The 17,689-nt window shown below is 66.8% G+C and carries 22 protein-coding genes; 11 read left to right on the forward strand and 11 right to left on the reverse strand.

All coding sequences use genetic code 11. The annotated features are described in order from the left end of the window. The first annotated feature begins 56 nt into the window (after positions 1-56). Positions 57-521: a transcriptional regulator NrdR gene (gene nrdR, locus AC5Y5V_RS15430; protein ID WP_499936712.1), complete on the forward strand. Its 465-nt coding sequence runs from the start codon at positions 57-59 to the stop codon at positions 519-521. 41 nt (positions 522-562) lie between these two features. Beyond that, entirely contained in the window at positions 563-1,048 is a 486-nt protein-coding gene (locus AC5Y5V_RS15435; protein ID WP_499936714.1) for a peroxynitrite isomerase, read from the forward strand. Positions 1,049-1,061: 13 nt separating this feature from the next. On the opposite strand, the gene AC5Y5V_RS15440 is transcribed toward AC5Y5V_RS15435, so the two are convergent. Genes AC5Y5V_RS15440 through AC5Y5V_RS15450 form a run of 3 tightly spaced genes read right to left on the reverse strand, consistent with a single transcriptional unit; the run spans position 1,062 to position 3,794 of the window. Continuing rightward, positions 1,062-1,751: a PhzF family phenazine biosynthesis protein gene (locus AC5Y5V_RS15440; protein WP_499936957.1), complete on the reverse strand. Its 690-nt coding sequence runs from the start codon at positions 1,749-1,751 to the stop codon at positions 1,062-1,064. After that, complete coding sequence (locus tag AC5Y5V_RS15445; RefSeq protein WP_499936718.1) at positions 1,748-2,773, reverse strand: alpha/beta fold hydrolase; 1,026 nt, start codon at positions 2,771-2,773, stop codon at positions 1,748-1,750. Before AC5Y5V_RS15445 ends, AC5Y5V_RS15440 begins: the two co-directional genes overlap by 4 nt. A gap of 43 nt (positions 2,774-2,816) precedes the next feature. Further along, positions 2,817-3,794: a proteasome assembly chaperone family protein gene (locus AC5Y5V_RS15450; protein WP_499936720.1), complete on the reverse strand. Its 978-nt coding sequence runs from the start codon at positions 3,792-3,794 to the stop codon at positions 2,817-2,819. Positions 3,795-3,921: 127 nt separating this feature from the next. Here AC5Y5V_RS15450 and AC5Y5V_RS15455 point away from each other — a divergent pair, with 127 nt between their 5' ends. After that, a complete protein-coding gene (locus tag AC5Y5V_RS15455; RefSeq protein ID WP_499936722.1) occupies positions 3,922-4,662 on the forward strand; it encodes a trypsin-like serine peptidase in 741 nt (246 codons plus the stop codon). Between the two features lie 7 nt (positions 4,663-4,669). Here AC5Y5V_RS15455 and sthA read toward each other — a convergent pair whose 3' ends face one another. Continuing rightward, on the reverse strand, positions 4,670-6,076 hold the full coding sequence (gene sthA / locus AC5Y5V_RS15460) for a Si-specific NAD(P)(+) transhydrogenase (protein WP_499936959.1): 1,407 nt from the start codon (positions 6,074-6,076) through the stop codon (positions 4,670-4,672). A gap of 114 nt (positions 6,077-6,190) precedes the next feature. Here sthA and AC5Y5V_RS15465 point away from each other — a divergent pair, with 114 nt between their 5' ends. Continuing rightward, complete coding sequence (locus tag AC5Y5V_RS15465; RefSeq protein ID WP_499936724.1) at positions 6,191-7,246, forward strand: DUF4192 domain-containing protein; 1,056 nt, start codon at positions 6,191-6,193, stop codon at positions 7,244-7,246. Here AC5Y5V_RS15465 and ideR read toward each other — a convergent pair. From ideR to AC5Y5V_RS15480, 3 genes are all read right to left on the reverse strand, one after another. Further along, entirely contained in the window at positions 7,243-7,935 is a 693-nt protein-coding gene (gene ideR, locus AC5Y5V_RS15470; protein ID WP_499936728.1) for an iron-dependent transcriptional regulator IdeR, read from the reverse strand. The genes AC5Y5V_RS15465 and ideR overlap by 4 nt on opposite strands. A 135-nt stretch (positions 7,936-8,070) precedes the next feature. Then, positions 8,071-9,072, reverse strand: a complete 1,002-nt coding sequence (gene sigB, locus AC5Y5V_RS15475; protein ID WP_499936731.1) for a sigma-70 family RNA polymerase sigma factor SigB — start codon at positions 9,070-9,072, stop codon at positions 8,071-8,073. Positions 9,073-9,247: 175 nt separating this feature from the next. Further along, positions 9,248-9,637, reverse strand: coding sequence for a DUF3099 domain-containing protein (locus AC5Y5V_RS15480; protein ID WP_499936734.1), 390 nt, complete (start codon positions 9,635-9,637; stop codon positions 9,248-9,250). Between the two features lie 94 nt (positions 9,638-9,731). On the opposite strand from AC5Y5V_RS15480, the gene AC5Y5V_RS15485 reads away from it, so the two are divergent. Beyond that, the gene (locus AC5Y5V_RS15485; RefSeq protein WP_499936736.1) at positions 9,732-9,971 is read left to right on the forward strand and encodes a DUF3039 domain-containing protein; all 240 of its coding nucleotides are present in this window, start codon (positions 9,732-9,734) and stop codon (positions 9,969-9,971) included. On the opposite strand, the gene AC5Y5V_RS15490 is transcribed toward AC5Y5V_RS15485, so the two are convergent. After that, a complete protein-coding gene (locus tag AC5Y5V_RS15490) occupies positions 9,972-10,940 on the reverse strand; it encodes a YihY/virulence factor BrkB family protein (protein WP_499936744.1) in 969 nt (322 codons plus the stop codon). A gap of 64 nt (positions 10,941-11,004) precedes the next feature. Next, positions 11,005-11,190 carry a DUF7455 domain-containing protein gene (locus AC5Y5V_RS15495; RefSeq protein ID WP_499936747.1) on the reverse strand — a complete coding sequence of 62 codons (186 nt, stop codon included), beginning with the start codon at positions 11,188-11,190 and terminating at the stop codon, positions 11,005-11,007. 130 nt (positions 11,191-11,320) lie between these two features. On the opposite strand from AC5Y5V_RS15495, the gene AC5Y5V_RS15500 reads away from it, so the two are divergent. Further along, positions 11,321-11,677, forward strand: coding sequence for a DUF952 domain-containing protein (locus AC5Y5V_RS15500; protein WP_499936751.1), 357 nt, complete (start codon positions 11,321-11,323; stop codon positions 11,675-11,677). Here AC5Y5V_RS15500 and AC5Y5V_RS15505 read toward each other — a convergent pair. Next, positions 11,662-12,033 (reverse strand): RidA family protein, encoded by a 372-nt coding sequence (locus AC5Y5V_RS15505; RefSeq protein ID WP_499936754.1) that lies wholly within the window; start codon positions 12,031-12,033, stop codon positions 11,662-11,664. The two genes, AC5Y5V_RS15500 and AC5Y5V_RS15505, sit on opposite strands and share 16 nt — an antisense overlap. 146 nt (positions 12,034-12,179) lie before the next feature. On the opposite strand from AC5Y5V_RS15505, the gene AC5Y5V_RS15510 reads away from it, so the two are divergent. After that, positions 12,180-12,347 carry a hypothetical protein gene (locus AC5Y5V_RS15510; protein WP_499936756.1) on the forward strand — a complete coding sequence of 56 codons (168 nt, stop codon included), beginning with the start codon at positions 12,180-12,182 and terminating at the stop codon, positions 12,345-12,347. 63 nt (positions 12,348-12,410) lie between these two features. On the opposite strand, the gene AC5Y5V_RS15515 is transcribed toward AC5Y5V_RS15510, so the two are convergent. Then, positions 12,411-12,923: a PE family protein gene (locus tag AC5Y5V_RS15515; protein WP_499936758.1), complete on the reverse strand. Its 513-nt coding sequence runs from the start codon at positions 12,921-12,923 to the stop codon at positions 12,411-12,413. 71 nt (positions 12,924-12,994) lie between these two features. On the opposite strand from AC5Y5V_RS15515, the gene AC5Y5V_RS15520 reads away from it, so the two are divergent. From AC5Y5V_RS15520 to AC5Y5V_RS15535, 4 genes are all read left to right on the forward strand, one after another. Beyond that, positions 12,995-15,694 carry a winged helix-turn-helix domain-containing protein gene (locus tag AC5Y5V_RS15520; protein WP_499936760.1) on the forward strand — a complete coding sequence of 900 codons (2,700 nt, stop codon included), beginning with the start codon at positions 12,995-12,997 and terminating at the stop codon, positions 15,692-15,694. Positions 15,695-15,861: 167 nt separating this feature from the next. Next, on the forward strand, positions 15,862-16,161 hold the full coding sequence (locus AC5Y5V_RS15525) for a hypothetical protein (protein ID WP_499936762.1): 300 nt from the start codon (positions 15,862-15,864) through the stop codon (positions 16,159-16,161). A gap of 655 nt (positions 16,162-16,816) precedes the next feature. Continuing rightward, complete coding sequence (locus AC5Y5V_RS15530; protein ID WP_499936764.1) at positions 16,817-17,071, forward strand: hypothetical protein; 255 nt, start codon at positions 16,817-16,819, stop codon at positions 17,069-17,071. Then, positions 17,068-17,661, forward strand: coding sequence for a tyrosine-type recombinase/integrase (locus AC5Y5V_RS15535; protein WP_499936767.1), 594 nt, complete (start codon positions 17,068-17,070; stop codon positions 17,659-17,661). Before AC5Y5V_RS15530 ends, AC5Y5V_RS15535 begins: the two co-directional genes overlap by 4 nt. The last annotated feature ends 28 nt before the right edge of the window (positions 17,662-17,689 follow it).

Below are 17,689 nucleotides of genomic sequence, written 5' to 3' on the forward strand. Positions count from 1 at the left end.
AGGTACTCTCGGAGTCGTCTGCGGTACCCGGATGTCAGGACGGCAAAGGAGCGGCGATGCACTGTCCGTTCTGCCGGCATCCGGACTCGCGTGTGATCGATTCGCGGGAAACCGATGAGGGCCAAGCGATTAGGCGTCGCCGGTCGTGCCCCGAGTGCGGGCGGCGATTTACCACGGTCGAGACCGCGGTGCTCGCCGTCGTGAAGCGCAGCGGCGTCACTGAGCCCTTTAGCAGGGAGAAGGTGATCAGTGGCGTCCGCCGGGCCTGCCAGGGGCGTCAGGTGGACGACGACGCGCTGAATCTGCTGGCCCAGCAGGTGGAAGACACCGTGCGGGCGGCTGGATCGCCGGAGATCGCGAGCCACGAGGTCGGTTTGGCGATCCTTGGACCGTTGCGCGAACTCGACGAGGTCGCCTACCTGAGATTCGCGTCGGTATACCGGTCCTTTTCGTCCGCCGACGACTTCGAACGCGAGATCGAGGCGCTGCGCGCGCACCGCAAGGTCTCGACGCCGAACTGACGAGCGCGAAGGCCGGCACGCCGCCGGACTACGGTACTTTCATGTCTTTCGACCTGCATCCCAACCTCGAGTCGCTCGCACCATTGCTTGGCACCTGGGCGGGTCGCGGCAAGGGCGTGTATCCGACGATCGAGCCGTTCGAGTATCTCGAGGAAGTCGTGTTCTCCCACGTGGGCAAGCCGTTTCTGGCTTACGCGCAAAAAACCAAGTCGGCGCTTGACGGCAAGCCGCTGCATGCCGAGACGGGTTTTCTGCGGGCCCCGGAACCCGGCCGGGTCGAACTCGTGCTGGCCCATCCAAGTGGCATCACCGAAATCGAACTCGGCACCTACTCGGTCACCGGCGGGCGCATCGAGCTCGAGCTGGCCACCTCGTCGATCGGGCTGACCCCGACCGCCAAAGACGTGACCGCGCTTGGCCGTTCATTCCGGATCGACGGCGACGAGTTTTTCTACACGGTCCGGATGGGCGCCGTCGGGCAGCCCTTTCAGGATCACCTGGCCGCGGTTCTGCACCGCAAGCAGTAAACGACGCGACCAGTCAATCGACCTGTTGCACAACGTCGGTGACCGTCCGGCCGGCCACCCGCACCCACCCGTCGGCGCTCCACGTGGTTTCGATCAGCGAGCCCTTGCCCTGGGTGATGCGCAGGCTGCACCCCAGCCGGGCGCTCAGCCGCACCGCCGCCGACCCTGTCGCCTCGTCTTCCGCCACCCCCAGATTGCGGGCGAACATGCGCGCGCGCACCGATCCCGCGGACCGGTCGGCCCACGCCCACAGGTAATGCGCTGTGTCGCCGGGGAATCCGGCGGGGTCGGCACCCGTCACGGCGTCCGGCGATGCGAGTTCGTGCAAGGCGAACTCGGGTGACCATTCCGGGCGCGCCGTCACGGCCGCAAGTTCGCCCGCGCCGTAGCTGACCCGCAGATCGCCGGCCGGCACTTGCAGCGTGTCGATGGGCGTTCCCCGCTCGCGCAGCCACCACGACACGCCGACGGTGGGATGCCCAGCGAACGGAATTTCCGTCGCGGGGGTGTAGATCGTGGCCCGGGCCGTTGTCGAACCCGCGGCCGGCGGTTGCACGAATATGGTTTCGCTGTAACCCAATTGGGTCGCGAGACGCTGCCGATCGGCGAGGTCGACCGCGTGGGCATCGACCACGCCGAGGGGGTTGCCATAGCTGCCGGCCGGGTCGGTAAAGACCCGCAAGACCGCGACTTCGACGCTCAGGTGGCGCTGCGCTCGTCGGCGCCGATGGCCTCCAGCACCGCGACGCGCGTGTCGGCCGACCCGGTGACCGACCGCTCGCCGCCGCCGCTGCGGAGCAGCTCACGCAGCGCGGCCTGGTCGTACTCGGGCGGCACCGTCGAGTCGATGAAGCGCTCCACGATGTCGAGGAACCGTGCCGGGTCGTCGTGGAACGGGAAATGTGCGGCGTTTTCAAAGATCTCGAGCCGCGACCCGGGCATCGCCGCGTGCGCCATGTGCGCGTGCCGGACCGGGATCACCGAATCCTTTTGCCCCCAGATGATCTGCACCGGGATGGCCTCGGTCAAATAACATCGGTCCAGCATGGTGACGATCTGCCCGCGCCAGTCCACGACGGCCCGCAGGGTGCGGGTGAACGCCGAGGAGGCCGTCGGCTCCGGCAGGCCGTCCAGGACGCGCAGCATGTTGGGCAGATCGTGGCCCAGCGCCGTCGAGCCGAGCACCAGGCCGGCCAGTCTGCCCAGCACCTGCACCGTCGGCATCACCAGGGGCAGCCGCAGCAAGGCCAGCGCTTCGGCGCCCATCGGCAGCGAGGCGAACCGTAACGCGATGTTGACGTCCTTGGTGACGCCGCCGGCGCCCACCAGGATCAGCCGCTCCACCAGGTGCGGGAACTGGTAGGCGAACTGCATCGCGACTCCGCCGCCGAGCGAATGGCCGATGATGGTGACCCGCTCGATGTCGAGCACGCTGAGCAGGTCGCGCATGCCGTTGGCGTAGGCCGCGGCCGAATAGTCGGCGCGTGGCTTGTCGGACTTGCCGTGGCCCAACAGGTCGGGGGCGATCACGGTGAAGCGCTGGGCGAGCTTGGCATGGATGCCGGTCCACGTGGTGGAGTTGTCGCCGATGCCGTGGATCAGCAGGATCGCGGGACCCTCACCGGCGATGCGGAACGCGCGCTTATAACCGTGGATGGTGCGGAACTGCAGCGAAGGCGCTGTCACTTCCCGCACCGGGCGAAGCGTGCGCTTCCGCTCGGTCATCTCGCCAACCTCTTTGTCGGGTCATCTCGGGGTAACTCAGGGCTTACTTCGGATCGTCGTCGTCGAACTTCTTCTCCGCCTGCTGAGCCAGGAACCGCTCGAACTCCGCTCCCAGCTCGTCACCGCTAGGCAACTCCTCGTCGCGCCGCAACAGTGACCTGTTCTCTTGGGCATCGATGAACGCATCGTACTGGCGCTCCAGCGCCGCCACCACTTGAGCGACCTCGGCGCTTGCCTGAACCTGCTCGTCGATCTTGCCGCGGATGTCGGTGGCCGCCTCGGACAACGCCGCCATGGGCAGCTCGAGCGCCCCGGTCTTGGCCACCTGTTCGAGCAGCGCCTGGGCGGCGGGCGGGTAGTCGGTCTGGGTCAGGTAGTGCGGGACGTGGACGGTGAATCCGACCACCTCGTGGCCGTGCTGGGCCATCCGGTATTCCAGCAGGTTCGACGCGCTGCCGGGGACCTGGATCTCGGAGATCCATGGCGTGAAGTCGGCGATCAGCTCAGCGTTGTTGGAGTGCGCGGTCATGGTCACCGGCCGGGTGTGGGGGACCGCCATCGGCACGGTGCCCAGCCCGATGGTCTGACGCACACCGAGACGCTCGGCCAAAAGGCGCACCGCGGTGATGAACCGCTCCCACTTCAGGTCCGGCTCCATGCCCGCCAGCAGGAGAAACGGCGTGCCGGCGGTGTCGCGCAGCGCGTACAGGCTCAGATCAGGATCTTCGTAGTGGGTGAAGTGATCGGTCTTGAACGTCATCAGCGGACGGCGCGAGCGGTAATCGAGCAGTTCGTCGATCGCGAACGACGCGACCAGCTCGGTGTCCAGTGCCGCCTTGAGGTGCGCGGCGGCCAGCCGGATCGCGTGACCGGCGTCGGAAAAACCCTCCAGGGCGTGCACCATCACCGGGCCGCGACCGTCGGACGTCGACAGTTGCGGCGCCGGGAACTCCAGCTCGTACATGCCGGACTGGCCTGGCTGATAGTGCGGCTCGCCACCTGGGTCGTATTCGCGGGACATCGGTGTTGCCTCCTCTCCCGTCACTCCAGAGTGCCGTACCCGTAATTGAACAACGAATGCCACCCGCAGACACCGTCAAAACGCGCGACGGGGCTGGCCAGTGCCCCGTCGGGCATGATGATCACCGATGCGCGTCGGGACGGTCTTGCTGTGCTCGCTGGTGGCGCTGTCGCCGGCGTCGTGCGGGCTGTTCGGGCGCGGTCCCGCGGCGCGGTCGGTGGCGCCGGACATGCGCGTGGGCGCGGTCTTCTACGACGACGGGCCGAGGCACGGCTGCACGGGCTCTGTGCTGCATTCCGGGGCCGGCAACTTGATGCTCACCGCGGCGCACTGCCTGCTCGGCGGTGCTCGGGCGACGTTCGTTCCGGGCTTCTCGGGTCGCTCCGGGGCAGCCGATCGGTGGCGCGTCGACGAGGTCTACCTCGATCCACGGTGGGTCGAGCGAAAGGATCCGCGCGCCGACTATGCGGTCGCGCGGGTCGGCAACCAGCGGGGTGAATCTCTGGAAGCCCGCGCCGGATCCGCGCTGACGCTGGGCCGCACGCCCGCTGCGGGCACCCGCGTCACGGTGACCGGCTATCCGGCCGGGGCCGGTGGCTCGCCGATCAGCTGCGAGGCCAGCACCGGCATGACCGAGAGCGGCTTTCCCTCGCTGGCCTGCCGCGGGCTGGTCGGCGGCACCAGCGGCTCCGCGTGGGTCAGCGCTTCCAGGGTGACCGCGGTGATCGGCGGTCCCGACGGCGGCGGGTGCCATGCGGACATGTCCTACTCGTCGCCGTTCGACGAGCACATCGCGGCGCTGCTGGCCCGCGCCGAGGCCGGCGGCCCCGGCGACCGCGCGCCGACGCAGTACGACGACGGTTGCTGACGGGTGCTTAGCGCCGGAATTGATTGAGCGCGCGCATCTTGTTCGTCACGTCCAGCGCGGCCACCTTGTAGGCCTCGGAGAACGTCGGATAGTTGAACACCGCGTCCACCAGGTAGTCGACCGTCCCGCCGCAGCCCATCACGGCCTGCCCAATGTGCACCATCTCGGTGGCGCTGGTGCCGAAGATGTGCACCCCGAGCAGCTTGCGGTCCGATGTGGACACCAGCAGCTTGAGCATGCCGTAGGAGTCGCCGGCGATCTGACCGCGGGCCAGTTCGCGGTAGCGCGCCACGCCCACCTCGTAGGGGATGGAATTCTTGGTCAGTTCCACCTCGGTTGCGCCGACGTAGGACACCTCGGGAATCGAGTAGATGCCGATCGGCTGCAGCTCGGTGATGCCGTCGGTGGGCTCGCCGAACGCGTGGTAGGCGGCCAGCCGGCCCTGGTCCATCGAGGTCGCCGCCAGCGCCGGGAAGCCGATCACGTCGCCGACGGCGTAGATGTGGTCGACCTTCGTCTGGAACTGCGAGTCGACGAAAATCCTTCCGCGGTGGTCGGTTTCGAGGCCGGCGTTCTCCAGCCCGAGGCTCGCGGTCTGGCCTTCCCGCCCGGCGGAGTACATCACCGTCTCGGCGGGGATCTGCTTGCCGCTGCCCAGCGTGGTGACGGTGCCGGCGGCGCCGACGTCGACGGCGGTCACTTCCTCACCGAACCGGAACGTCACCGCGAGGTCGCGCAGGTGGAACTTGAGCGCCTCGATGATCTCCGGGTCGCAGAAGTCCAGCATGGTGTCGCGCTTCTCCACCACGGTCACCTTGGTGCCCAACGCGGCGAACATAGACGCGTACTCGATGCCGATCACACCGGCGCCGACGACGACCATGGAGGCCGGCAGCGATCGCAGGTCCAGGATCCCGTCGGAGTCCAGCACGCGCTTCTCGTCGAACTCCACCCCGGACGGGCGCACCGGCTTGGTGCCGGTGGCGATCACGACGTAATCGCCGCTGACGGTGACCCGTTCGCCCTGCGCATCCTCCTCGACCAGCACGGTGTGCGGGTCGACGAAGCGGCCATGACCCAGGACCAGGTCGATGCGGTTGCGCATCAGCTGCGAGCGCACCACGTCGACCTGCTTGCCGATCACGTGCTGCGTGCGGGCCAGCAGGTCGGCCGGGGTGATCTTGTCCTTGACGCGGTAGCTGGCGCCGTAGAGTTCGCGCTGGCTCATGCCGGTGAGGTAGACGACCGCCTCGCGCAGCGTCTTGGAGGGGATCGTGCCGGTGTTCACGCAGACGCCGCCGACCATCCGGCCGCGTTCGACGATCGCCACGGATTTGCCCAGCTTTGCCGCGGCGATGGCGGCCTTTTGACCGCCCGGCCCCGAACCGATGACGACCAGGTCGTATTCGCGCATCGAACTCATGGCATAGACGATAAGGCCCACAGTCGAGACTTTCTCCACAGATGGCGGCTGATTTACGTTGCGGTAGCACCCGGCTGACGGTGGGGATCGTCAGCGTTGGTGCTCATGACAAACCAACGAGCTGACTTCGAACTGAAACGTCCCTCGGCGCTGATCGCTGCGCTCCCGGCCCTTCTCGGCTTCGTGCCGGAGAAATCGCTGGTCGTGGTGTCGGTGAGCGACGGCGGACTGGGATCGGTGCTGCGGGTAGACCTTTCCGACGCGCTGCCCGGCCGGATCGGGCACCTCGCCGAGGTGGCCGCGGCGGCCGAACCGGAGGCCGCGATCGCGGTGATCGTCGACGCCGAGGGCGCGCAGTGTCCGCACTGCAACGACGAGTACCGCGAGCTGTGTGACGGGCTCACCGCGGCGCTGTCGGAGCACGACGTCGTGCTGTGGGCGGCGCATGTGGTGGATCGGGTGGCCGGCGGCGGGCGGTGGCATTGCGTGGACGGCTGCGGTGCCGGTGGCGTGATTGACGACCCGTCGGCGTCGCCGCTGGCCGCCGCGGCGGTGCTGGACGGTCGCCGGCTCTACCCGCGCCGCGCTGACCTGCAGGCCGTCATCGCCGTCGACCCGGCGCGCGGCGACGAGCTGGCCGCGGCGGTCCGCCGAAGCGCGGCCGCCCGCGAGATCGACCGGCGCGCCGACCCCATCGGTCGATGCCGTGGCGACGTGCAGGCCGCGATGGCCGCCGCGGCCCGGGTGGTCGGCGGTGAATCGCTGTCCGACGCGGAACTGGCTGAGATCGGCTGCACGCTGACCGACGTGCAGGTCCGCGACACGCTCTATGCCCTCGCGGTGGGGGAGACCGCCGCCGAGGCCGAGGCGCTGTGGGCGGTGCTGTCCCGAACGCTGTCTCCGCCATGGCGGGTCGAGGCGCTGGTGCTGCTCGCGTTCAGCGCGTACGCCCGCGGCGACGGGCCGCTGGCCGGGGTCTCGTTGGAAGCCGCGCTGCGCTGCGACCCGGACCATCGGATGGCCGAGATGCTGGACACGGCTTTGCAGTCCGGCGTGCGGCCCGAACAGATCCGTGAGCTCGCGCTGACCGGTTATCGGCTCGCCCGGCGGCTCGGGGTGCGGCTGCCGCCGCGACGGACCTTCGGCCGTCGCGCGGGTTAGACCTTCTCCACCTTGACGGCGTGCGCCATCTCGTGCGGCAGGGTGACATTCTCGTGGCCCGGGATCAGGATGGTGACCCCGCCGGCCGGGCTGGTCTCGACGGTGACGCGGGCGTTGGGGACGACGCCGGCGTCCTTGAGCCGCGAGATCAGGTCGATGTCACCCTGCACGTGCTCGGTCAGTTGCCGCACGACGACGGCGACCGGCGATCCGGCGGGCAACTCGGTCAACCGGACCAGGTTGGGCTCGTCGGCATCCGACTCCGAGCCGACGCCCAGGTCCAGCAGACCGGGAATCGGATTGCCGAACGGCGAAGTGGTCGGGTTGTTGAGGACCTTGACCAGCCGCCGCTCGACGTCCTCGCTCATCACGTGCTCCCACCGGCATGCCTCGGCGTGCACTTCCTCCCACGGCAATCCGATGACGTCGACGAGCAGCCGTTCGGCCAGGCGGTGTTTACGCATGACGGCGATCGCCAGGGCCCGGCCCTTGTCGGTCAGTTCCAGATGCCGGTCGCCGGCCACGTGGAGCAGTCCGTCACGCTCCATTCGAGATACCGTCTGGCTCACCGTCGGCCCGCTTTGGTCGAGCCGTTCAGCGATCCGGGCACGCAGCGGAGTCACGCCCTCTTCCTCGAGGTCGTAAATGGTCCGCAGGTACATCTCGGTGGTATCGACCAGCTCGTTCATTCAGCACCCTCCATTGACGCTGAGTCTACTTGGACAGCTGCGTGAATGGGTCCAACGCGTCTCCCCACGTTTCAGCCAAGCAGTATGCCCGCCGCGACGCGGCGGGCATACCGTCTTGCTGTTTCGCTGGGGGTGTCAGCTGGCGTAGGAGCGCAGCCGGTCGGCGCGCTCGCCGTGCCGCAGCTTGCACATGACGTCGCGTTCGATCTGACGGACGCGCTCGCGGGACAGGCCGAACAGCTTGCCGATCTGGTCCAGGGTGCGCGGCTGGCCGTCGTCGAGGCCGAAGCGCAGCCGGATCACTTGGTGCTCACGCTCATCCAGCGTTGCCAGGACGCTGCGAATGTCCACGTGCAGCAGCTCGGCAATCACCGCGTTCTCCGCGGACATCGCCTCGGCATCCTCGATGAAATCGCCCAGGGGCGCTTCCTCTTCGGAGCCGACGGGCATGTCGAGGCTCACCGGGTCGCGGCTGTGCTCGAGCAGGTCGTTGATCTTCTCGATCGGAATGCCCGACTCGGCCGCCAATTCCTCGTCGCTGGCTTCGCGCCCCAGGCTCTGGTGCATCTCGCGCTTGATCCGCGCCAGCTTGTTGACCTGCTCGACGAGGTGCACGGGCAGCCGGATGGTGCGGCTCTGGTCGGCCATACCGCGGGTGATCGCCTGACGAATCCACCAGGTGGCATACGTCGAGAACTTGAATCCCTTTGTGTAGTCGAACTTTTCCATCGCACGGATGAGGCCGAGATTGCCCTCCTGGATCAGGTCGAGCAACGGCATGCCCCGACCGGTGTATCGCTTGGCCAGCGACACGACCAGGCGCAGGTTCGCTTCCAACAGGTGGCGCCGGGCCGCCTGACCGTCGCGGACCACGATCGCCAGTTCGCGCTTGCGGTTGTCGCCGAGGCGCTTACGGGTTTCCAGCAGGTGCTCGGCGTACAGACCGGCCTCGATGCGCTTGGCCAATTCGACTTCGTCGGCGGCGTTGAGCAGCGCCGTCTTGCCGATGCCGTTCAGGTACACCCGTACCAGGTCCGCAGCGGGGCTCTGCGCGTCGAGATCGCCGTCCACCCGGCTGGTGCTGGACCTGGTGGTGGCTTCGACCCCCGTGGCCCTCTTTGTGGCTGCATTGGCCATTGCGCCCTCCCGATTGGCTTGCTTGCTGTCATGTGGTTAAACGACAAACCCCTACGCAGAGTTCCCAGCGACTTGTCATCTCACACGCCTTGACGTGCAGGAATGTGGCGACGACCTGAGAATGTCCTGAGAAGTGTGACCAGTAGGCGCTATTCGGAAACCTGGTCGGCTGCCTTCAGAGGCCGCGAGCGTCCGGACCGGTCCCGGCGGAGTGTGGCCGTGCCTCGATCGCGGGGCGCTCGGCCGTCGGGAACAACGGGGTGCGCCGCTGAACCGGCTCGAACCGGCGGGGCTCGTTGGCGCTGCGGGGGGGACGGTCGTTGGCGATCAGCACCGCCATCCACGGCAACGGCACCGAGGCCGCCACGATCAGCAGCGAGATCAGACCGTTGTGCCAGGCCCCGTATGCCAACGCGGCCAGGATGAGGGCCGGAACGCGGAACGCCATGAGCGTCAGGTACTTCCGTACCCGCGCGCGGTGCTCGTCCTCGTACGACGGCGCGGCGGCGGTGATCAGCACCGGCCTGCCGTCGTCGTCGAACCCGAAGTCGGAGCCGCGCTTCATTCCTCTACTCTCCCACACCAGATCGATTCCGGCTTATTCGGTTTCGGGGCCCGATTTGGCGGCACCCCGGCGTTCAGGTGCCACAATGTCAGGCATGGATACCCAGACGATCGAACGCACCGAGACCGACGAACGCGTCGACGACGGGACCGGCAGCGACACGCCCAAGTTCTTCCACTACGTCCGCAAGGACAAGATCGCCGAGAGCGCCGTCATGGGCAGTCACGTCGTCGCGTTGTGCGGTGAGGTATTTCCCGTCACCAAGGCCGCCAAACCGGGCTCCCCGGTGTGCCCGGACTGCAAGCAGATCTACGAGCACCTCAAGAAGGGCTGATCAGCCCTCGCCGGCGTGCAGGCCGTCCTGCGACGGCGGCGGCTTGTAGCCCTTGTCGCCGCGCAGGCGCGCCAGCAGCCAGTTGCGCAGGCGGTGGGCGTGGGTGGCCTGGGCGGGGAATTCCTCCTGGACGGCGGCGTTGAGTTCGGCGCCGATCATGATCGCGAAGCCGCCGAAAAACGCGAACAACAGGAACGCGATCGGTGTGGACAGCGCGCCGTAGGTATAGCCGGTACTGGTGATCCACCGCAGGTAGAACCGAAGACCCAGCGTGGCGACCACGAACACCGTCGTCGCCAACATCGCACCGAGGATCAGCCGGTGCGACGGCAGCGGCACCGGCAGCGCCACGCGGTACAGGGCCATCACACCGAGCATCAGGCCGACGGCCAGCATCGGGTAGTAGCCGTAGTGCAGCAGGTTGGCCAGGGTGGCCGGGATGTGCTCGCCGACCTTGCGTGGTCCGACGACCGCCAGCGGCGCGGTCGCGACCACGAACAGCAGCATGACCACGTAGAGGAACAGGGCGAAGAACCGCTGGCGCACCGGATGGCGCAGCGGCGTCTGGTCGTGCGCCTCGACCACCGAGTCCACGAACGACGACATCGCCGACGACCCGGCCCACAGCGAGATCACGAACCCCAGCGACACCACCTCGCCGCGGGCGTGTTTGGTCACGTCGCGGATGGTCGGCTCGATGATCTCGTTGACCACGCTCGCAGAAAAGAAGCTATGCGCGGTGCTGACCAGCGTTTTTTCGATGGCGGGCAGGGTGTCCGCACCGAACAGCGGCGCTACGAAGGCCAGACAGCCCAGCAGTCCCAGCAGCAGCGGGGGAAGAGACAAGCACGACCAGAAGCCGGCTTGCGCCGACTCCGAAAAGATCGAGTCATCCCAGCTCTTGGATAGCGTCCTTAAACCTATTCGCCACACATGGTGGCGCGATGGCTTGGCTGCCTGATCACTCATACCCGTCCAGCATTACCGATGACTGCCGGGGCAGCCCACATTGCCGGAGGGCGAGTTGATGAATTCAGCTCCCGCTAACCTCGAGCACGGCGGCTTGTTCGGCAAGCTTCGCCTGGTGCTCGTTGGCGTGGTGCATGCAGAAAAGAAGTTCGAGACCGGAGCTCAGCTTCGCGCGGACGCGGGCCGCCGCACCGCAGCGGTCGCAGCGGTCGGCTCTTGTCAGTTCGGGACTTGTCAGAGTTGCGTTCATGGCGTGTCTCCGTTTCTGGCGTGTCTTCAACTCTGTCAGACGCTTGGGGTTTTCGCCTTGTTCCCCGCACGTTATAAGGTGTGTCGTTTCTCACGAGTTTTTGGCGCGCGAGCTGGGTAGGGGAGGCGTTATGTCTGGCCCTTCGGTGCTGGTGCATCTTTGTGGGGCCGAGGAATGGTCGCGCATAGTTGCCGACGGCGCAATTCACCCCGATTCGGTTGGGTTCGTTCACCTGTCGACGCCGGATCAGGTGCATCTGCCGGCCAACCGGCTCTACCGCGGCCGCACCGACCTGGTGCTGCTCTACGTCGATCCGGCGGCGCTGAAAGCGCCGGTGCGCTGGGAGCCGGGGGTGCCGTCGGACCCCGCGGCGATGCTGTTCCCGCACCTGTACGGGCCGCTGCCGGCGAGCGCCGTGATCGAGGTCGTTCCCTACCCGCCGGGGCCCGACGGGACGTTTCCGCCCGTCGCTCAGCCCGCCACGTAGGCGTCGACTTCGATCTCCACCAGCAGTTCCGGCGCGATCAGCGCCGCGACCTCGACCATGGTGGCCGCCGGGCGGATGTCGCCGAAAACCTGCGCGTGCACGTCGCCGACCTCACGCCAGCGGGAAATGTCGGTCACGAAGATCCGCGTGCGGACCACGTCGGCCAGCGTCGCGTCCGCCTCGGTGAGCGCTGCCTCGATGCGACGCAGCGCGTCCCGAGTCTGTGCTGCGACGCCGTCCCCGCTGCCGGTGGTTCCCGCCACCGCCACATACGGGCCGACGCGGACCGCGCGGGAGTACGCCACGGCTGATTCGAAGTCGGATCCCGACGAGATGTTGCGGCGGTTGGGCGGCATGTCGTCACGCTAAGCCAGCGCGGCGCGCCAGGGACGCCAAATTTTCCGCGGTGCGCGCTTCAAGAATCCTTCAAGGCGGTTGCATCACGCTTCCAAGTGGCGACCCGAGGTAGCGGTCGGCTCACAATGGTCGATGGAGGGAAGAGATGAAGGCCGAGCACAAAGCCGAAGACCGGCAAGAGAAGTACAGGCTCCTACCGCCACCGGTCCGCGTCGAGGACACGATCACCAGCCAGGAGACCTGGCCCGCCCGGGATCCCAAGAACGACCGGGACACGGATCATGACTTTTTGATCAGGTATTGCGGCAGCTGATCGCGGCTGCCGGCACGGTGGCTGTGACGAACGCGTGGCGCTAATCGTTCGAGGACGCGAGTCTTAAAGTCCGAACTGTCCCAAGAAATTAAGCAGAATCGACACGACCCCAGCCGCCGCGAAAAAGGTCAGCAGGACGCCCACAGCTAAAACTCCACGAATAGGCCCCAGCACATAATCCAGCAACTGGAAAAATATGTTGAGGAACGCGTTACTGCTCTGCAGCATTTCGATTAGCGCTTGCACGGTGACCCACAGGCCCGCGTTCTGAAGGAGCCAGAGCAGATACTCGACGTTGATGCCTTCGGCTGCGGCATACGATTGCGCACTCGTAGCCAAGTGCTGCGCGAACTGCTCGTGAAACGCCGTCGCTTGGCCGGCCAGACCGTGGAAGTCCTCGGCATACCCGGAGAACAGATGCGCCACGCTCGCTGACACTTCATCGGCGGCCGCGGGTGCCAACCCGACGGTTTTGACCGCCGCGACCGCGAACTCGTCGGTCAGCTTCGAGGCGATATTTCCCAAATCCCCGGCCGCCGCTGTCATCAACTCCGGCGCCGCGATCACATGCGACATGTCGGTCCTCCCGTTGCGCGAACCAGGATCACACGGATCGATGCGGCGAGTATCAGTAGTCGACTACTTAAATGTGGCATTCTGCGTGGGTGTCCGCTCCTTTGGCGGCTACTCCTTCGGGGGTTGTGACGTTCCTGTTCACCGACGTTGAGGGTTCGACCCGTCGGTGGGAAGACGACGCCGGCGGGATGCGCGTGGCACTCGCCGCCCATGACGAGGTGTTGCGCTCGTCGATCGCGACGCACGGCGGCGTCCTGTTCAAGCACACCGGCGACGGGGTGTGTGCCGTCTTCGCCTCGCCCAAATCAGCCGTGGATGCGGCGTTGACCGCTCAACTGAGGTTGGAGTTGCCGGTCCGGATGGGGCTGGCCACCGGTGAAGCCGAACTACGCGATGGCGACTACTTCGGCGCCGTGCTCAACCGGGCGGCGCGCGTGATGGCTGCCGGTCATGGTGGTCAGGTCCTGGTGGCCGACTCGACAGCCGCTCTGCTCAGCGGGACAGATCTGATCGACCTGGGACCGCGCCGATTGCGGGGCGTCCCGATGCCGGTCGGCGTGTTCCAGTTGCGGGCCGCGGGGCTGCGGACGGAGTTTCCGCCGTTGCGGGCGCTGGATACGACGGTCGGAAACCTGCGGCTGACCACGACGAGTCTGATCGGACGCGAGTCCCAGGTCTCCGACGTCGAAGCCGCGGTCAAGGCACATCGGTTGGTGACTCTGACGGGGGTCGGGGGCGTCGGGAAGACGCGCCTGGCGGTTGAAGTGGCGGCGCGGCTGGCCGACGAATTTCCCGACGGAACATGGTTTTTCGAGCTGGCCGCGGTCACCGATCCCGCCGCCGTGCCCGACGCCGTCGCGGCGGTTTTAGGCATCATCCAGCAGCCCGGCAAGAGCGTGGCGAACAGCGTCGCCGCCGCGTTGGAGGGCAGGGTCCGACTGCTGGTTTTCGACAACTGCGAACACGTGGTCGACAGTGCCGCGGATCTGATCGACGAGATCCTGACCGCATCGTCGACGGTACGGGTCCTCGCGACCAGCCGCGAAGGGCTGGGCGTCGGCGACGAACGGTTATGGCGTGTCCCGTCGCTCGAGGTCAAGTCCGGAGCCGAATCCGCCGCCGTCAGCCTGTTCGTCGACCGCGCTCAAAGCGTGGTGTCGGACTTCTCGCTGGCCGAGTCGGGCGGGGCGGATGCCGTTGTGGAAATATGTCGCAGACTCGACGGCATCCCGTTGGCCATCGAACTGGCCGCGTCACGGATGACGTCGATGACTGTAAACGAGGTGCGGGATCGCCTCGATCAGCGGTTCCGGCTGCTGGTGGGCTCGCGGCGTGGCCTCGAACGCCACCACACCCTGCGCCACACGGTGGCGTGGTCCTACGACCTGCTCGACGACTCGGAAAGGGCGGTGCTGGACCGATGCTCGGTGTTCGCCGGCGGGTTCGAACTCGAAAGTGCGCGTGCCGTAACGGGTTTGGATGACGACTACACCGCCCTGGATCTGCTCGATGCGCTGGTGCGCAAGTCGCTACTGGTGGTGGACCGGTCGTCGGGGCGGACCCGGTATTCGATGCTCGAGACGATCCGCCAGTTCGCCGAGGAGCAACTCGTCGCCCGCGGGGAGGCATCCGGGATTCGGGCGGCGCACTCGCGGTACTTCGCCGGACGGGAAGCCGACATCCTTGCCCTGTGGGACAGCCCCCGCCAGCGAGAGGCGTACGACTGGTTGACTGCCGAGCTGGCCAACGTGCGCACGGCATTCCGCTGGGCCGCCGATCACGGCGATCTGGATGTCGCCGCCCCGATCGCGACGTATGCAGCGTGGCTCGGTTATTTGGCAGAAAATCACGAGCCGATGGCGTGGGCCGAAGAGCTGATCGAGCCTGCCCGGGCCGCCGATCACCCCCGCCTCGGGTCGCTGTATGTGGCGGCGTCGTATTGCTACATGGCCGGACGGATCGATGCGGGCATCCGCTACACCGAGGCCGCCGAACGGGCGATCAGCGGTGGAAGCGACCACCATCTCCCGCACGCCGAATGCTTCCTCGGCGCTGCCTACGTTGCCATCGGACAGCCGGAACGTTGGATTCGTAGTTGTCGCGACCAGCTCGCGCGCGGTGGGGACATTCTCCCGTACACCACGGCGAACCTGGTTATCAGTTTGGCGATCACCGGTTGCTCCGCCGACGCGATCGCGGCAGCCGACGGTCTGGTGGACGCCGCCGAGGCGAGCGCCAACCCCTTCGTGCTTTCCTGGGCCATCACGGCCGACGGCCTGGCCTGCCAGGACGCCGACCCTGCGCGCGCGCTGGCCTCCCACCGGCGTGGCCTGGCGATCGCCCAGGACAGCGGTAACCGCGCCAACCTGTCGATCATTGCGGGGAACCTGTGTCACATCGAAGCCGAACACGGCGACGCGCTGGCCGCCTTCGATTACTTCACCATGGCGATCGGCAACCATCGCGACTCGGGCAACACCTACATGATTCACGTCCCCCTCGGTTGGCTCGCCTCGTTTTTCGACCGGCTCGGACGCTACGAGCCGGCGGCCACCATCGCCGGGTTCGCCGTTACCAGCCCTGTCGCCGCGCTTCACAACATGGCCGCGTTCCGCACCGCGAATGCGCACCTCCGCGAGGTGCTCGGTGAGCCGAAGTATGAAGCGCTCGCCCGCAAGGGCGAGGAGATGACCACCACCGAAATAGTGGCGTACGCCTATGACCAGATCGACCAGGCCCGAGCGGTGCTCGAACGCCCCGCGAATTCTTAGTCGAGGAGTCGCGCAAACGCTGGGCAGCGACAAGCGTTGTTAGACGTGGCGGAGATGCCAGCCTGCCCAGCTGTAAGTCAGAGCAACTTGTCGAAACTCACACGATTCTCACACGAAGCGGCTACGGTGCGTGGCACACGGCCATGTCGGTAAGGAAAGGAACAACCGTGAAGAAACTGCTGATCGTTGCCGCTGTCGCTGCTGCGCCCGCAGCGGTGCTTCTCGCACCAACGGCCCATGCTGACACCGTGTGCCAGAACTCCCCGAAGGTTGTGGCGCTCGGCGCCACCAGCTGTCCGTTCGCGCTCGCCGTGTCCGCCAAAATGATGAGCGGTGCCGGCACAACATTCAGTGTGTACTCGCCGGTTACCGGCGAAACCTACTCGATGCACTGCATGATCGAAAGTCATGGCAGCACGACATGCAGGGACGCAAACGGCGGCAGCGCCGCGGTGCAGATCTTCTGATCACCGGGCCACGGAGAAGCCAGCCCTGGCAAATACCGTAAGGCTCAAACTGTGGCGCCATTCCTAAACCGGGTCGAACTGGGAGATCAGCCAGCTGGAATTGATTCGGGTCATGCCTACCAGCACGGTGCTGGCCACTGCCGTGGGATCGGGCGACCGAACGGAGTGCCCTACACCAGTCACCCCCGACGCCTGGTCAGCTCATTACCCATAGAACACCCAACATCATCCGCCCGGAGTTCCCTATTTGGGAGCCCTTTTCGGCCAGGGCCCCGGGAGAGGCGCTCTAGCGCGGTGCACGTCCACTGCTTCTGGACTGACCCACAAATGCGCTGGTCAGTCGCGTAAAGCTGGAGTGTCGCTCAGTCCAGGTAGTCGCGCACTAGGGACTGTTATGCGCTGTGCTTGACCTGGAAAAACAACGCTCGCGGATGAGCGTTGATCGCACGAATATCCTGGACTGGACCCGCGCCTATTTCTGGCCCTACGCCGGAACGCCGCGGCTTCGGGCTTGTCCGAACTGATGATCACGACGGCGACATATCACCACGCATCGACATATGCTCGATTCCCGACATTTGCAATGGTAGCGACATATGTGCGAATGTCTTTGCAGCCCTTGGCAATTCGATATCTATCGAGTTAGCTTCGGTGCATGACACACACAAGTACTGTCCTCGCGGGCCTCAATACCGAACTCGACGCCGCCGGCGTTTTCGCCGGTCTACCGATCGACGACGGCGACCTCCTGATCGCCGCGCTGCACTACGACGTCAGTCTGCGCAGCGATCCGGCCGGCTCGATGCGGTCGCGCGCCGTGGCGGTGCGCGCCGGCCAGTGGCCGTGCGAGGACTGCGTCGGCGTCGCTCGTGCTCTCGATATCGCGGCGGCACTGATCGAGTCGCGGTGAGCGGACCCCCGCCGCGACCATTTCCGCCGGCGTGGGCCGGCCTGGTCGACGACTGCCTAGCGGCGGAGGCCGGCGCAGGCCGGTCGCCGGCCACGCTCGCTACCCGCCGCGGCCACCTGGCCTTATGGCGCGCGGATCGCCACGATCTGACGCGCGGGCCGGCCGGCGCCGAACTGTTGGTTCACGGCACGGGCGGCAAGCTGCGCGTCGTGCCGCTCGGCGACGACCTGGCCCGGGCGATCGCCGCTGTCAACGTCAGCCGAACGGATGCTGAGAAGGGGGTGCGTCCGGCGCACACCCTTGCCGATGGGGTAAGCCAGACTGACCCCATCGTCGGCTATCTGTTCCCCGGCGACGAGGGCGGCCACCTGTCGCCGCGGTGGGTCGGCAAGCTGATGGCCGGCGCACTGCCCGACCACTGGACCGCCCACACCCTGCGCCACCGATTCGCCAAGCGCGCCTACCGTGGGAGTCGCAATCTGCGCGCGGTGCAAACGCTGCTCGGACACTCGTCGGTCACGACAACGGAGCGATACACCGCGGTCGGCGACGACGAGATACGGGCCGCGATGATGGCAGCCAGCGAATAGATTTTCTAGGCGTGATTTCGTACGCGCG

This window comes from Mycobacterium sp. NGS68, assembly GCF_059812195.1.

Excerpts from the sequence above, each read along its gene's own strand:
- nrdR (WP_499936712.1), top strand. The coding sequence starts at position 57 with ATGCACTGTCCGTTCTGCCGGCATCCGGACTCGCGTGTGATCGATTCG.
- AC5Y5V_RS15435 (WP_499936714.1), top strand. The coding sequence starts at position 563 with ATGTCTTTCGACCTGCATCCCAACCTCGAGTCGCTCGCACCATTGCTT.
- AC5Y5V_RS15445 (WP_499936718.1), bottom strand. The coding sequence starts at position 2,773 with ATGACCGAGCGGAAGCGCACGCTTCGCCCGGTGCGGGAAGTGACAGCG.
- AC5Y5V_RS15450 (WP_499936720.1), bottom strand. The coding sequence starts at position 3,794 with ATGTCCCGCGAATACGACCCAGGTGGCGAGCCGCACTATCAGCCAGGC.
- AC5Y5V_RS15455 (WP_499936722.1), top strand. The coding sequence starts at position 3,922 with ATGCGCGTCGGGACGGTCTTGCTGTGCTCGCTGGTGGCGCTGTCGCCG.
- sthA (WP_499936959.1), bottom strand. The coding sequence starts at position 6,076 with ATGCGCGAATACGACCTGGTCGTCATCGGTTCGGGGCCGGGCGGTCAA.
- AC5Y5V_RS15465 (WP_499936724.1), top strand. The coding sequence starts at position 6,191 with ATGACAAACCAACGAGCTGACTTCGAACTGAAACGTCCCTCGGCGCTG.
- ideR (WP_499936728.1), bottom strand. The coding sequence starts at position 7,935 with ATGAACGAGCTGGTCGATACCACCGAGATGTACCTGCGGACCATTTAC.
- sigB (WP_499936731.1), bottom strand. The coding sequence starts at position 9,072 with ATGGCCAATGCAGCCACAAAGAGGGCCACGGGGGTCGAAGCCACCACC.
- AC5Y5V_RS15480 (WP_499936734.1), bottom strand. The coding sequence starts at position 9,637 with ATGAAGCGCGGCTCCGACTTCGGGTTCGACGACGACGGCAGGCCGGTG.
- AC5Y5V_RS15485 (WP_499936736.1), top strand. The coding sequence starts at position 9,732 with ATGGATACCCAGACGATCGAACGCACCGAGACCGACGAACGCGTCGAC.
- AC5Y5V_RS15490 (WP_499936744.1), bottom strand. The coding sequence starts at position 10,940 with ATGAGTGATCAGGCAGCCAAGCCATCGCGCCACCATGTGTGGCGAATA.
- AC5Y5V_RS15495 (WP_499936747.1), bottom strand. The coding sequence starts at position 11,190 with ATGAACGCAACTCTGACAAGTCCCGAACTGACAAGAGCCGACCGCTGC.
- AC5Y5V_RS15500 (WP_499936751.1), top strand. The coding sequence starts at position 11,321 with ATGTCTGGCCCTTCGGTGCTGGTGCATCTTTGTGGGGCCGAGGAATGG.
- AC5Y5V_RS15505 (WP_499936754.1), bottom strand. The coding sequence starts at position 12,033 with ATGCCGCCCAACCGCCGCAACATCTCGTCGGGATCCGACTTCGAATCA.
- AC5Y5V_RS15510 (WP_499936756.1), top strand. The coding sequence starts at position 12,180 with ATGAAGGCCGAGCACAAAGCCGAAGACCGGCAAGAGAAGTACAGGCTC.
- AC5Y5V_RS15515 (WP_499936758.1), bottom strand. The coding sequence starts at position 12,923 with ATGTCGCATGTGATCGCGGCGCCGGAGTTGATGACAGCGGCGGCCGGG.
- AC5Y5V_RS15520 (WP_499936760.1), top strand. The coding sequence starts at position 12,995 with ATGTGGCATTCTGCGTGGGTGTCCGCTCCTTTGGCGGCTACTCCTTCG.
- AC5Y5V_RS15530 (WP_499936764.1), top strand. The coding sequence starts at position 16,817 with ATGACACACACAAGTACTGTCCTCGCGGGCCTCAATACCGAACTCGAC.